16 protein-coding genes and 1 pseudogene are annotated in these 14,172 nt (G+C 46.7%); 3 read left to right on the top strand and 14 right to left on the bottom strand.

Translation table 11 applies throughout. The features are described 5' to 3' along the window. Positions 1–61: 61 nt before the first annotated feature. The 8 genes from NO352_RS01215 to yyaC form a co-directional block, all read right to left on the bottom strand. On the bottom strand, positions 62–1,498 hold the full coding sequence (locus tag NO352_RS01215; RefSeq protein ID WP_268620047.1) for a hypothetical protein: 1,437 nt from the start codon (positions 1,496–1,498) through the stop codon (positions 62–64). Positions 1,499–1,570: 72 nt separating this feature from the next. Beyond that, complete coding sequence (locus NO352_RS01210) at positions 1,571–2,248, bottom strand: PilZ domain-containing protein (RefSeq protein ID WP_005542778.1); 678 nt, start codon at positions 2,246–2,248, stop codon at positions 1,571–1,573. 406 nt (positions 2,249–2,654) lie between these two features. After that, positions 2,655–3,857, bottom strand: coding sequence for a class I SAM-dependent methyltransferase (locus NO352_RS01205; protein ID WP_005542779.1), 1,203 nt, complete (start codon positions 3,855–3,857; stop codon positions 2,655–2,657). Between the two features lie 11 nt (positions 3,858–3,868). Beyond that, positions 3,869–4,636 carry a DUF6483 family protein gene (locus tag NO352_RS01200; RefSeq protein ID WP_005542780.1) on the bottom strand — a complete coding sequence of 256 codons (768 nt, stop codon included), beginning with the start codon at positions 4,634–4,636 and terminating at the stop codon, positions 3,869–3,871. Between the two features lie 5 nt (positions 4,637–4,641). Further along, positions 4,642–5,313 carry an SdpI family protein gene (locus tag NO352_RS01195; RefSeq protein ID WP_268600084.1) on the bottom strand — a complete coding sequence of 224 codons (672 nt, stop codon included), beginning with the start codon at positions 5,311–5,313 and terminating at the stop codon, positions 4,642–4,644. Then, positions 5,310–5,594: an autorepressor SdpR family transcription factor gene (locus tag NO352_RS01190; protein WP_005542789.1), complete on the bottom strand. Its 285-nt coding sequence runs from the start codon at positions 5,592–5,594 to the stop codon at positions 5,310–5,312. Before NO352_RS01190 ends, NO352_RS01195 begins: the two co-directional genes overlap by 4 nt. Positions 5,595–5,746: 152 nt before the next feature. Next, on the bottom strand, positions 5,747–6,541 hold the full coding sequence (locus NO352_RS01185) for an alpha/beta fold hydrolase (RefSeq protein ID WP_268620048.1): 795 nt from the start codon (positions 6,539–6,541) through the stop codon (positions 5,747–5,749). A 458-nt stretch (positions 6,542–6,999) separates the two neighbouring features. After that, on the bottom strand, positions 7,000–7,572 hold the full coding sequence (yyaC, locus tag NO352_RS01180) for a spore protease YyaC (protein WP_268600082.1): 573 nt from the start codon (positions 7,570–7,572) through the stop codon (positions 7,000–7,002). Between the two features lie 218 nt (positions 7,573–7,790). Here yyaC and NO352_RS01175 point away from each other — a divergent pair, with 218 nt between their 5' ends. Then, positions 7,791–8,015 (top strand): DUF1128 family protein, encoded by a 225-nt coding sequence (locus NO352_RS01175; protein WP_005542806.1) that lies wholly within the window; start codon positions 7,791–7,793, stop codon positions 8,013–8,015. A gap of 97 nt (positions 8,016–8,112) precedes the next feature. Here NO352_RS01175 and NO352_RS01170 read toward each other — a convergent pair whose 3' ends face one another. Next, positions 8,113–8,814: a copper homeostasis protein CutC gene (locus tag NO352_RS01170; protein ID WP_289354760.1), complete on the bottom strand. Its 702-nt coding sequence runs from the start codon at positions 8,812–8,814 to the stop codon at positions 8,113–8,115. 52 nt (positions 8,815–8,866) lie between these two features. Beyond that, positions 8,867–9,874 (bottom strand): asparaginase, encoded by a 1,008-nt coding sequence (locus NO352_RS01165; RefSeq protein WP_289354759.1) that lies wholly within the window; start codon positions 9,872–9,874, stop codon positions 8,867–8,869. A gap of 154 nt (positions 9,875–10,028) precedes the next feature. Between NO352_RS01165 and NO352_RS01160 the strand changes: the two genes are divergently transcribed. Both NO352_RS01160 and NO352_RS01155 read left to right on the top strand, forming a co-directional pair. Beyond that, positions 10,029–10,706, top strand: a complete 678-nt coding sequence (locus tag NO352_RS01160; RefSeq protein WP_262866347.1) for a phosphatase PAP2 family protein — start codon at positions 10,029–10,031, stop codon at positions 10,704–10,706. A 92-nt stretch (positions 10,707–10,798) separates the two neighbouring features. Next, positions 10,799–11,185: a YtxH domain-containing protein gene (locus tag NO352_RS01155; RefSeq protein WP_268600079.1), complete on the top strand. Its 387-nt coding sequence runs from the start codon at positions 10,799–10,801 to the stop codon at positions 11,183–11,185. Positions 11,186–11,274: 89 nt separating this feature from the next. Here NO352_RS01155 and NO352_RS01150 read toward each other — a convergent pair whose 3' ends face one another. The 4 genes and pseudogenes from NO352_RS01150 to NO352_RS01135 all read right to left on the bottom strand — a co-directional run. After that, positions 11,275–12,045: a sigma-70 family RNA polymerase sigma factor gene (locus NO352_RS01150; RefSeq protein WP_163976704.1), complete on the bottom strand. Its 771-nt coding sequence runs from the start codon at positions 12,043–12,045 to the stop codon at positions 11,275–11,277. Further along, the gene (rsbW, locus tag NO352_RS01145) at positions 12,042–12,500 is read right to left on the bottom strand and encodes an anti-sigma B factor RsbW (protein WP_005542814.1); all 459 of its coding nucleotides are present in this window, start codon (positions 12,498–12,500) and stop codon (positions 12,042–12,044) included. The genes NO352_RS01150 and rsbW overlap by 4 nt, the downstream gene beginning before the upstream one ends. A 34-nt stretch (positions 12,501–12,534) precedes the next feature. Then, positions 12,535–12,855 carry an STAS domain-containing protein gene (locus tag NO352_RS01140; RefSeq protein WP_289354758.1) on the bottom strand — a complete coding sequence of 107 codons (321 nt, stop codon included), beginning with the start codon at positions 12,853–12,855 and terminating at the stop codon, positions 12,535–12,537. A 118-nt stretch (positions 12,856–12,973) separates the two neighbouring features. Then, positions 12,974–14,164, bottom strand: a pseudogene (locus NO352_RS01135) (response regulator); the annotation flags it as partial. Positions 14,165–14,172: the final 8 nt, after the last annotated feature.

Genomic DNA, 14,172 nt, shown 5'->3' with positions numbered 1-14,172 from the left:
ATTATGATGGACAATCAAAAAGAAGGCCAACCCTATAGTTGACCTTCTGTCTATAACACTTCTAATTCGTCAGCAGTGCCATTACAATCTTGGCACGGACGAAATTATTATCACCCTTCGTGAACAGCCATTGCTGAGCGTCCACTATATTATAGTTCGATTCCCCTCTAGCAGCAGCCAGCTCCTTCAGTTCCCGAATGACCTTTTCTTTTCCTGTCAGTTCAATGGCATGTTCCAGCTTTACCGTGGATCCATCATATTGATAGAGACCGTATTTGCCCGCTTTAAGCTCCTTAGATTGACCACCTTGTTGATCAATAACGAACTTTAGGCTGCCCGCATTTGTAAGCTCCGCCTTCCGTGCGTCCCCCACAGTCACTTGCTGTTCAAGCTCTGCTTGCGTAGGGAGATATGTGGTGAATGGCGCCATATAATATTCCCCGTTATTAGCTGGCATCATTTCAACTTGGTTATCCACTTCAGGATATGTACCGGCAATCCCTACAGCAAGCGGCTTGCTGATATGTAGTGCAAGTTTGCCATGAACGGTGCCTCCCCGTTTATCATCAGCCTCTATGATGAGTTCGTCTTCTCCCTCTGCGGAAAGCATTGGGCTAATCAAGATCTGATCACCGCCCAGCAGACTAACTTGCACCTTGCCATTTTTAGACCGTATGGAATAGAATAGCTCATCATTATCCGGATCAGTAAATAGATGCTCTATTGAAATATTTGTCTCTACACCTTGCAAAAGCTGCAATGGAGCCTTGGGATCCGGTGTAAATGCAGGTTCTTGGTTCACTTTAAAATCTTTATAATAGGTCGCTGTTACGGACTCAGTACCGACCTTTGTTGTCAACTTGAATACCCATCTCTCATCCCCAGCCTTCATAGCTATAGCTGAAAATGGACTGCCCGGTTTACTTGTATCTTCACTTACTGGACTAAAGACACCGTTGTTAGACGCGTATTGAATCTGTCGATCGTTGGTTTGGCTCCAATCAGCATCAAATAAATCTCTAAAACTAATGATCTCAGCAGAATAAAGCTGCTTATAGCTATCTTTATAGTCATATTCATTAATAAATTTGACCGTTGGAATCTGGATCGATATTGCCGGATCCGTTACCGTTACCGTAAATTTATGATAGATATCTTCCCCACTGGGCTGAGTCCATTTGTATTCGACTGTGGTTGTACCTGCCTTGTGAGGATGAATGACATACTGCTGCTGCGGCAAATCAACATCAACAAGCGCAATCCCGGGATCAATATTCGTAACTTGCTGATACGTAACTCCTACAACAGTTGCCGGAATGTCCCTTCTATCCTCTTTATCCTTCACCAATGGCTGGTACGGAATTTTTTGAATCACTTTATCCGGAAAACGATTATTTACCCTCGCCGCAGAAGTTACTGATGGAAAGGCGCTTACTAGGAGCGCGATGCCGATACACCAGGCTAATATAATTCGTAAATGACGAGAAGCAAGCTTCAAGCATCTCCATCTCCTTTCTCTCCTACCATTTCATATCTATGTACCTGAGAAAGTATACACTATTCTGGCACGTTATGGGCGAGCTATTTTTGAATTATTTGATTTACGATCAATATGAAGCTTGATCTGTTCCCGCATAATAAATGCACGCAGCGAACGGAACGCAGAATCACTGGTCACCTGCAACTTGGCGCCATAGAAAGTATCCTCTTCGCGCATCATCGTGCGAATAATTTTCAATCGGCAAGGCACAGCAAAGCCAAGCTGCAATTCAGCTTCTGCTTCGCTCCCCTCCTCTAATGGAAATGCTCCTGTCATATAAAATCCGACGCCATTCAGGCTAATATCTTCAATTTGAATCGGTATCGGCGTCGGCGTAATTGCTATCCCCTCTGTCGGTCGTGGCGGCAATACATATCCATGCTTCCGTACCTCAATCCGCGGATACAGGCGTTGATCTGTAAATTTACGCTGCTGATGCGGCGGATGAATAAGCAGCAAAGAGCCTTCATGCCGCGCTACCGCCTGGGTATGAAAATTGAAGATGCCCACCGCTGAATAAATGGTCACCTTCAGTGATTCTCCAAGTTCAAACCGCTCGAACTCAGGCAGTTCTACCTCCATGACATCTCCTTCTAAATAAGACAATACTCCCGTAGCAATACAATTATCTCCCTCAAGCACTGTACGACTGTGCAAAAGCGACATTAGCAAGTACTCCGGAGTATCTGTGACATAAGCTCCCGTCATTGACTGTCAACCTCCTAGGTTTTTCGTTTGCAGTACAGCCTATTGTTCCGCTTTGTCCCGCTCTGTTCGTCCATCCTGCTCATGCTGTTCGGATCGAGCGGACATAGGCGTCCTGCATATTCTATTGCGACAACGTAATCTGCCCTGATCGATTACCGATGTATTTCCCTATGACGGGCATTGACATGTTATGTTGCCTAATCCAATTCTCCTATTCCTCTATATCGTCCAATTTCAATGGAATTTGAAGAGAAACATGTTGTTAGTTGTCCCAGGAGACGCCTTAAGTACGCAAGTGTGAACCTGTCTTCCTTTCCCTTACACCACTGCCCGCTCCATGTAAAATGGAAATGAAAAAGAACCCTCTAGAAGACTAGAAGGTTCTTTGAATTTGAATGATCGATATTTACATCGTTCGCTGACAGCCTCGTACTGCGAGCAGATCTTCCAGCGCATGCTCTAAATAAGGATCTGCCTTTAAAAACTGTCTGAACGTCTCATATTCACGCCACATCTGTGGATCGGTCTTTGACTCTTGCCCATCAGATTCTTCTGTACGAACAGCACGAATAAGAATATTTTTTGGTGTATGCTCCATGTCTATGAACTCGAGCAGTTGCGTGCGGTAGCCAATACAATCAAGCAACTTAGCCCGCAGCCCATCTGTCGCGAGTGCACTGAACCGCTCCTTTAAAATACCGTGTCTTAACAAAGGCTCCAATACACTCTGCTCAACCTGACGGTTCAGTTCATGCTGACAGCAAGGCACGGATAGAATCACCCGCGCTCCCCAGCGGACGGCCTTGTTCAACGCTGCATCTGTTGCCGTGTCGCATGCATGCAGTGTAACCACCATATCGACCTCATCGGTTCCTTCATATTGGGCAATATCACCCATCAGGAAGGATAGTCCTTCATAGCCTAGACGTCTTGCAAGCGCCTCGCACCGTTCAATAACGTCCCGCTTCAGATCCAATCCGACAATGTGAACGGGAAGCTTGGATTCTACATGCAAAAAATGATACAACGCGAATGTCAAATATGATTTACCACAGCCAAAATCAATAATGCGCACTGTGCGGTTACGCGGAAGATGCGGCAACACATCTGCCACCATTTCTAAGAAGCGATTAATCTGCCGGAACTTATCGTATTTCGCTGCGATAACATTGCCTTCCTTGCCCATAATGCCCAGTTCCACCAAGAAGGGAACCGGAACACCCTCATTCAGTACATATTGCTTCTTCCGGTTATGCGACACATCTACCTTGCGCACAACTGCAGCTTGCTTGCGAATCGTAACCTTGAATTTCTTGCTGATCAATACCTGGTAGTCGCCCTCTGTTGTCCGCAGCAGCCCCTGCTTGAATGTGGTCTCAAACAAAGACATCATCTTTACAGCCGCTTCTGTTAATGGTACATTATCGTGCGTTACCTTGTTAGCATAATGGTATTCGAATTGAATCTGAATTTGCCCGCGCAGCCGCACTGGTTTGACCAACACCTTGGTGTAACCTTCTTCCGGCTTGCGCCGCAGCTGGCTGAGCACCGCACTGCTCAATATTTGTTCCTGTACCACTCGTTCGACTAGCTTTGTTAATTGTTCCATTTTGTTAACCCCTACCGTTCCATATGCAATGCTGTAATCTTGCTAATATCCTCTATGCCAGTATGAATCTCCTCCCGGCTTAAACCGCCCTCTAGCAGCAATTCATCTGACATTGCATCCAGCCGTTCGTAAAATTGCAAGGCTTGTGCACAGCGATTTACTACCTGTTCTGGTTGATGCATCTCTGCACGACGCAGCCATATGAACAGAGAGTCCTCCGCGTCAGCCAAACGCCCTTCCCGTTCGAACCAGCGCCACATCTTTTCTCGCAGACGATCATCGATATGATAGCCCTTGATTGCCTGATAAATCGAATCCATCGCCTCCTGTACGGGAAGCAGCCTTCGATCACTGCCATGTGCAGTTGCCTCTATCAGCAGCTCGTAAGACTTCATCAATCTTCTTATATATAACGTCTCTTCCGTCCCAGCTTCCAACGTACTTTCTCCATACCGCGGCACTTCGGTAGCCCCATACGGCAATGCTGCTTCATTATTTCTGCTGCGTTCCCACTCCAGCTTAGCCCGCTCATACAGCACGATTGCCAAGGCTTGTATCTCATCCGCATGCAGGCGTTCTCCTGTCCGGAACAGCCGCATAATGTCCTCTGCCTGGAGCTTATCAGCAAGTTCTCCGCTCATACGGAAACGGCGCTGCAGCAATTCATCCCACTCGACAATCAGTTGTTCACGCTTTTTCTTCTCCCTAAGTCCAAGCGCTTGGCCAATCATGCGAGTCATCTCTTCAATTAATCGGAGCAAATAATCCCTTTGGTGCATGACAGTCACCTCGGTTGTGAATTAGATCGAAAGACAATATAGGAATAAATCGTCGGGACGAAAACCGATGTCGCTACTGCTAGTAAACCAATATATCCGTCCCAACGAACAGGCATCAGCCAGGCCCCTGTACATGCAAGTAAGCCTGATAAAAACCAGACCTTTCCTGCCAGCCGATGCGTACTGCGCCATACCTGCTCGTTGGCAAGCGTCCACGGTGTACGGATACCAAAAAAATAGTTGAAGCGAACGCGCCCAAGCATATTGCCAAGGAACATCCACAGCAATCCAAGCGCAGTCAAAATCAGGGATTGGACTGGAATATCGCTAACGAAATAATAGCCGATCATGATGCCAAATATGGCCTGCAGAAATACAGACAATGCCCACCCGAACCATATGTATGTCGATTCGAATTTCTTGTAATTGTGCTGCTGCGGATCTGCTCGTCGAAGTAGCGGCATAAGTACGGGGACAAGAATTAAGATGGCAGAGAAGATCGTAAACGCTATCGTCTTCTCCGTCGTGCCGTCAGGCTCGCCATGGAAGTTAAAATGGGATACGACCCTGTCCGGAAGCTTTGGATATGCCAACCACATCAATCCAGTTACGATCACATTGTACACTAACAATACAAGGAATGCCTTTCTCTCCGGATTTTGATTAGGCAGCTTCATTGGTCATCACTCCCTCTTTTATCCTGATATGAAATAATATCAAGAAACCAGCCAAGAGCCTCCTGCAATACGGTTGTGTTGAGCGAGTACCATATATGCTGGCCCCGCCGCTCATCGATAATGAGTTTAGCCTGCTTCAGCCCATTCAAATGATGAGACACGCTTGGCTTCGTCATACTGAAGTGTTCAGCGATATCGCCTGCCGTCATGTCCTTATCCTTCAGCAGGGTTATAATCTTCCGCCTCGTCGGATCCGCAAGTGCTTTAAACGCCTCATTCATGCCAAAGCCTCGCTTCATGTCAATATTTTCGTGAATGCAACATCCAAAAAGTAAGTCAAGTATAGCGAAAAAGGGCATCTTCCTCAAGTGAAGATGCCCTTAACGCCTTATCGCCCATTTATTCTGCATCTACTGGTACATTTTCCGATCGATTAACGAAATACCTTCGTCAAATACGTATGCAGCGCATCCGCTAGCGCCATCGGTGTCTCCATCATGCTCATATGGCCCGCCTTCTCCAGTGTGACTTGAGAGATATGTTCACCGCTGGCCGTAAATGCTTTCTCTTGCGTTACAACTTGATCATTCTCCCCTGCTAATAATAGTACAGGAATACGGGAAGCCTCCAGTACTGCAGTCCGGTCAGGGCGTTCTCTCATCGCCAGTGCTGCCCCAGCAGCCCCTTGCGGTGGAGTGCCATAACCAATTTCCTTCGCCTTGTTCACTTGTATCGCATACTCATCGAAATGCTGCGGTGCGAACAGCTTCGGAACCAGCCCATCTACAACAGGAACAATGCCTTGTGATTGCAATGTCTCAACAACAGACAAGCGGTTCTTCTTTCCTTCTTCGGTATCAGGCAAGCTAGTGGAATGAACGAGCCCAAATCCCTTTAATCGGTTGCTAAAGCGCTGAGCGAATGACAACGCAATATATCCGCCAAGGGAATGGCCAAGCAGCACAAATTCTGTAAGCTCAAGCTTATCGGCAAGTGCAAGCACATCATCTGCCATTTGCTCAATCGTATATGCACCTACTGGTGAATCTGACTTGCCATGCCCCCGCAAATCAGGTGCAATGACGCGATAGCTCGTCGCCAGCATCGGCATAAGTTCTTCCCAGTATTGCGAACTTCCGCAATAGCCGTGAAGCAAAATGACAGCAGGCCCTTCTCCTTGCTGCTCCACATTCATCGTAAAATTAGGATCTACCTGAATTCTTGCCATGTCTCATCCCTCTTTCATATAGGCGCACTCACTAAAAACGCAAATTTCCATTTTACGCAGAGCACACCGAATTATGCGCCTTTTATTACCATTACATAAAATTTTCAAAAAAGCTTGTCCAAAGCATTCTTTCATTCCAAAAACATCCATACATATATAGTATATTACACTACCCATATATACCCGAATCAGCAGCCAGTTCAAAGCATCGCTCATACCAGTAATCTGCGACTTCATACAGATGGGGGGTGAACGATATGCAAGGGTTCGAAATTTTCTTCGCCACGAGTGCATTTATTCTCGGGTTAGTTCAGCTCATTATCAAGCTGACGGACCGGGAAACCAAAAAATGATCCGTTCCCCTAGAACGGATCGGTACAGCATCTAAACATACATGCATATGAACCACATGATGGAGGCGGCGGGTGATCCGGCTCCATCTTTTTTTGCCCACGACATCATTTGTATGGAAGATGATTCGGATTTATGCTTGGCTGTGGAAGAAATGATTCGATGATCGCCCCCGCTACATCGTCTGCCATCTTCATAACGTGATGCAAGGATGTGGTCTGTAGGGTCCAGTATGGCTTCGGTCCGTTCACATTCACGACACAGGCTATGCTGTACTGCCCTACTGCCGGCATATCCGCACCTACCGATTCTGCTGGCTGCAGGGAGGAATACCTGACTAGATATTGTCCAACAGAACCCGGATGCCCCAGACAAGCGTCGATTGCAATCGTCACTTCCTCCTTACGCAAAGAAGAAATACGGAATTCCAGATTGGTGGCATCGCATGGCTCCTCCATGGTTCCAATCACCTTCAAGCCGCTTTGTGCAAGGCGCGATCCAACCAAGGGTCCGAGCGCATCACCTGTAGACCGATCTGTACCGATACAGATGAACACAACTTCCTCTCCTTGATGCTCGCTGGCAACCTGGCGCAGCCATTCACGAAGCCGTTCAATGGTGCAGCGAATTTTTTGCCCGCTCTGTTCATATACCTTATTCATCTTTCCATTGACTTGCATGGGCAAAAGCTCCTTCTGATCATTGTACTTAATGATTCATTCTACTGTACATTTCCACTGATGCCAAGCGGTGTGCGAACACAAGAAAAAAGCAAGCGCATCAAGAGAAACCGCATTGAAATAAGCAAGAACATGCATTTTGTTTCCTCTTCTTTCGTGATACAATACGGACATGTTGAATAGGACGTTATCGAGCATAGCGTCTAAGGAGGAGAACCATGATTACCAATGAAAGAACGCAAGCCAATGTAGAGATGATGATTGATGTGATCAAGGATAAATTAAAGATGGCTACAGCAGCAGCCATGCAGTCCTCTGCGTTCTCCGTGGAGCAATATGATGACATTAAGGACATTTACGATATCATTATGAGCAAGCCTGCCTTCAGCATAAGTGAAGTTGAGGCGATTGTGTCCGAGCTTGGCAAATTGCGCCGCTCTTAATCCACTAACCTGATCGCACCACCGATTATCGGATGAATGTAAAAATAGCTCCCAGCTCGCACTGCTTAGCAGAGCGGATTGGGAGCTATTTCTTATTTTACACCGTTATCGTATTAAGAGACGATCGCAATGCACGCAAGCGCTCAGGATCGATTGGCGCTAAGGAATGACCGCCAATGCGTACATTCGAGCCGAAGTGAACCTGCTTCACTCCAGCCTTTCTTACAAAATCAACTACCGTCTCTGCTGTAAGGCCGCTTCCGGCCAATATTTCAAGCGATGAACCGGCTGCTTGGACCATTGCCTGGATACATGCAAGTCCTTGCAGCGCACTTGGCTCGCCACCGGAGGTCAGCACGGTTGTTACTTGCGGATAAGCCAGCAGCACATTCAAGGCTTGAAGCAGGTCGCTGGATTGGTCGATCGCACGATGGAAGGTCAGCGGTATCTCGCCGGCTGCATCCAATACCCGTTCTAGCAGTTCAGCGTCTACTTTGCCCTCTGGTGTCAATGCGCCAAACACGATGGCATTCGCTCCCGTCTTACGTATTAAGCGAATATCACGCAAAATCGTTGCTTGATCATCCTTATCATATACGAATGAGCGGCTGTGAGGTCGCACCATCACATTAACCGGAATGCTGACAGAGGCGACCGCCTCTTCAATAAGCCCAAGACTGGGGGTCAATCCCCCTTCTGAAAATGCAGTTATCAGCTCAATGCGATCCGCTCCATGCAGTGCTGCTTCCTTCACTTCTTGCACAGTTGTTCCGATAACCTCTAACAGTATGGAATTCATAAGCTCACCTCTTCTGCAATGTCATGCTGCAACCGATTGCGCGTCATCTCGATCACTCTAATGCTTGGAGCTGGAATACCGCCTTCTGCTCACCGACTATTCGACCGTTGTCGTTCAGAATTGTACCTGGGAACACTTGACGGATACGCTCTATCGTTGACTTTTCTTGATACCCGATCTGCTCAAGTATGGAACCGACAATAAGTGACCATTCCTCATCTGATCCATCCGCAACCTTGAACGCGAATCCTAATCCCTCATTGCGCAGTCCGAAAGCGAATATTCCTTTGAAGCCGCCTTTGGCAACGATATTCTTATCCTCCATAAGCAGCGAGTCAATTCGATTCGTACCGCCAACTAATAATGGATGCTCCTGCATCGCGTTTCGAATCCGCTCAGCAGCCGTACGAGTCGCTTTATCCGCAATGAGCTCAGGACAGGCCATCTTCATATATGCGGTTGCCAACCCTTGAAGTGGAAGTGCATATACGGGGAAGCCGCAGCCATCGGTACCTGCATGCATCTGTTCAGGAGCAATGCCAGCCATCTCACTAATTGTACGCGTAATTTCCTGCTGTGCCGGATGGCTTGGCTCCGCATACGTATTCAGATCCCAGCCCATCATATGGCTCCATGCAAGTACGCCAAAATGCTTCCCGGCACAATTATGGTACGCTCTTCGGCGCTCTCCGCCATTGCGCAAATACTGCTCTTTCACTTCTTCGTTCAGTGGATAAGAGGGGGAGCAAATCAGATGCTTCTCTTCAAGCCCTGCACATTGCATAATGTGCTCCATCGTATCAATATGAATGGATTCTCCCCGATGAGAAGCCGTCATGAGTGCCAAATCCCGAGGCGCCAAACCATAATGCTCGAGTGTTCCGCTTCGCACAACAGGGATAGCCTGCAACGGCTTTCCTGCTGAACGCAGGAACATCGGTGTATGTATATCCCCAAGCGCATATTGAGGCTGCATTTGGCGATCAACACCACAAATTGCTCCGCGATGCTCACACTCCAACCAGCCGTTTCGTGTTTCCTCCACTAAACGTTCATTCATGGTCGTCTTCCTTTCATTCTTCCAGTTGCAACAAAGCATGGAAATATGTTATTGATATTACATATTTACCTTTTGTCCCTATTTCGTACATTAAGAAAGATTATCGGACATCTTGTAATGTAAACATACACCCAAAGGAGAAGTGTTGACAACTGTGAATCAACAATATCGAGGCATTACGCCAGAAGCAAAGCGCAAGTTTGCGCTAAATCTTCTTGGGGGAGCAGCCGCGACGCTTATCTTGGCTATCGTTTTCTTTTTTATAACTAGAAGTGTGCTTCTGAATCAAACGACTGATTTCGACCGTTACGTAACCGAAACGGTTCGCCAAGCAGCCTCCCCGACGTTAACTTCTATCGTTACCTGGATTACCCATATAGGCTCCAGCCGTGTCGTTGTGCCATTGGCTGGCATACTCATTATACTCCTTGCCTTTGTGTTCAAGCGCAGATGGGATGCCATGAGCCTGCTGACTGCCTCGCTCGGAGGCGCTTTAGTCAATGAAGGATTGAAGCTCTGCTTCCGGCGGGCAAGACCAGACTGGGAGCATTGGGTTGTTGAGCATGGGTACAGCTTCCCAAGCGGGCACTCCATGGTCAGTACCGCCTTTTTCGGCATGATTGGATATTTGATATGGGTGCATCTGAAAGAACAAGGAAAGCCTGCCGGATATGTTCTTGTGCTTACCGCTCTACTTATTATATGCATCGGGCTTAGCCGCATTTATCTAGGCGTTCATTATGTCACAGATGTGCTGGGCGGCTTCACGGCTGGTGCTATCTGGCTTCTATTCACGATCATGGCGATGCAATGGTTGAGGGATCGCAAATAAGGAATACGATAAGCGGCACCTCTGTTTCAAACTTCCCAAATATGTGTAATCCACTAGTAAGACAATGGACTACGCGTAAAGGAGAGGTTATCATGAGCCAAAATGCAGAATGCAACAACGCACAAACAAATTGCAGTACATTCGTAAAGGGGCTTCTAATCGGGAGCGCTATAGGTGCTGCTGCCGCTCTGCTTCTAGCACCGAAATCTGGACGTGAGCTACGCGCGGATATTGGAGATAAGGCACAGCAAGTAGGGGGTAAAACAAAAGAACTGGCAACAGATCTTGGATCCCGTACAGCCGAAACGGTAAAAAACGTCGGTTCAAAAGCAGGAGCCGTCGTGAGCAGCGTAAAAGAAGCATCTAAGGAATTCGCTGCAACAGTTAAGGAAGCAACAGCAGGCACTGCGGATCAATTGAAAGAAGCAACAGCAGATGTAGCTGAGGAAGTTGCAGAAGAACTGAAGAAGGAAGAATAGAAGGAAATCCTTCATTAAATGGAGTTCAAGAAATTGAATATCACACGAAATGAAGATGCTGTCTATATAGACAAGCATCTTCATCTATTCTACGAAGCGTCATTCGCAGTCAATATTTTTTTAAGCTTTTCCGTTGCACGACGCTGAATGCGAGATACGCTCATCTGAGAAATGCCAAGGCGATCCGCTGCGGTGCGTTGTGATAATCCTTCATTATAAATAAGTGCCAACACATTTTGTTCTTCCGGTTTGAGCTCTTTTATGGCTTCCATAAGATCCATCTTGCGTTCCACTGACTCGAAATCATCGGCCTCAGACCGAATCAGCTCCCCTAATGTAGCAGCACTCTCATCCTGAGATAGAGGCGTATCTAGGGAGACATAATGATAGCATTCGCGTCCTGCCAACACCTCGACAGTTTCCTCGACGGACAATTCCAGCTTCTCCGCAATCTCATTTACATTCGGCGATCGTTCGAGCTTCATCGTCAGTTCGTCAATGGTTTGCTGCACGAGCGCGCCTTTTTCCTTAATGCGGCGGGGTACTTGGATATACCATGATTTGTCACGCAAAAAATTCTTCATATGGCCGATCATGCTTTTCATTGCATAAGCTTCGAAAGGAACGCCTAATGAACTGTCAAACTGCTTCAATAAGCGTATTAATGCCATATTGCCAACTTGCATCAAGTCTTCATACAAATCTGGTCGGTTGCGCGATATCTTGCCAGCAGCCATTTTTACCATTGGATCATACTTCTGAATGAGGATAGTAGCGATCTCATTATCATTTGTTGCTTGGTATTCGTGGATAAGCCGGATTGCTTTATCGGATGAATGATGTTGAGGGGCAGCACTCATAGAAGTTCCCCGCTTTGTTGCAGCCGCTTCTTCATCTTCACTACGGTGCCATGACCATCGACACTTTTCACTTCAACCTCATCCATCAACGCCTGCATTAAATAGAATCCAAGTCCACCGGCCTGAATATCTTCGAGCTGCTTATCGTGCAAAGCTTCCAACCCATTGGTCTTGCTTGCTGCGTCAAAGCTCGCTCCCTCATCCTGCACGATGATCTCAATCTCATCCTCAGCAACCTCAAACAATACTTCAACGACTCCACCATGCGAATCATACGCATACAGCACCGCATTGTTACAAGCCTCCGAAATCGCTACCTTCATATCCTCAATATCTTCATAGGAAAATCCGATACGGCTTGCGATACCGTACAACGTTAATCGTGCCAACTCCACATATTCGGCCTGTGCCGGCAATGATAATTTAACGCGCTTCAGCTCTCTTGCGTGTTCCATAATTCTGATTCATTCCCTTTCATCGTTCATTTGTTTAGGCTTGCGGGGTCAGAAATTTCGAAATGCCAGTCATATCAAAAAGTTTTTGGACATGTGTCGGTACATTCGTAATACGGAAAGCAGACTTCTGCTCATGACGCATCTTCAAAATCGAGATCAAAATTCCAATCCCTGTACTATCTATATACGTCAATTCATTCAAATCTAATGTAAGCTCTGTCTTCGCATCGTTCACAATCGGTTCCATCGTGGAACGGAACTCCTTGGCTGCTGCCAAGTCCAAATCTCCACAAGGTTGAACAATTACTTGCCCCTCTTGCTGGATTATCTTCACTGCAAACTTCTTTCCGCTCATAACTTTCCTCTCCTAACACAGGTAAACTAGTAAAGTGTACTTTAATTGGTAAATAACCTTCATTCACTGAATCGAAACAAATGGGAAAAGAATGTGGCAATTACTCGCCACATTCCTTAAGCCATACGTCAAATGTAAATAATGCTCCCTCCGGAACCGGAGTAGCACGAATATCTCCATTCATCAGTTGCACGAGCGACTTGCATATCGCAAGCCCCAATCCACTTCCGCCATATTTGCGGTTCATAGACGAATCCAGCTGTGCAAATGGCTGGAACAGCCCTTCCATTTTATCTACCGGAATACCGATGCCCGTATCTCGCACATCGAATTGAACGTGGAACTGCTTCCCTTGTTCAGTCTGCTTCGTGTCGATAATAGACACATGGATACCGACATTTCCGTTATTTGTAAATTTAACCGCATTCCCTACGAGATTAATGAGAATTTGTCTTACACGCAGCATATCTCCATACAATAATGCAGGCACATCCTCATCCATCGAATAGGATAAGGTCAAATCTCTTTTATTCGCCTCGACCATGAACAGCTCGTACACTTCTGTAATGAGCGAGTTCGTATCAAACGGAAATTCTTCCAGCTCCAGCTTCCCCGATTCCATCTTGGTGAAATCGAGAATATTGTTAATGGTGCGGATGAGCGTATCAGCGCTCTTACGGATCAGTTCCGCATAGTTCAATTGATCGCTGTTCAGCTCTGTATCGAGCAACAGATCAACCATGCCGAGCACTCCATTCATCGGCGTGCGAATCTCATGGCTCATCATCGCTAAAAATTGCGTTCTGGCCAGCGCGGCACGTTCTGCAGCTTCCTTGGCTGCGGCCAGCTCACTATTCATCCGCTCCAGTTCTTTCGTCTTCTGATGAAGAAGCATTTTCTGCGCTTGCAGCCGTTTCTGTGCCTGAAATATGCCTACAAAGCTGTGAATCTTTGATTTCAAAATATGAGGAACGAACGGCTTCACCATATAATCAACCCCGCCGGCTGAATAACCAGCGAATAAATGCTCGGTTTCTTTATAATTAGCAGACACGAATATAATCGGGATATTTTTAGTCTTTTCTCGCGCCTTAATCCATTTTGCCGTCTCAATCCCATCCATGCCCGGCATTTGCACATCAAGCACAATAACGGCAAATTCCTCTTTCATCAAGTGGCGCAAAGCTTCCTCTCCAGAAGTAGCCTTGACCAAGCGATAGCTTTCCTCGGACAATACGGCTTCAAGCGCAAGTAAGTTCTCGTGCCTGTCATCAACGAGCAAAATATTGATTGGTTCCAAGGTGTTCACAATCGTGC

This window comes from Paenibacillus sp. S-12 (genome assembly GCF_030363895.1).
Classification (GTDB): Bacteria; Bacillota; Bacilli; order Paenibacillales; family Paenibacillaceae; genus Paenibacillus_B; species Paenibacillus_B alvei.
This window is presented reverse-complemented; position numbering and strand designations above follow the sequence as displayed.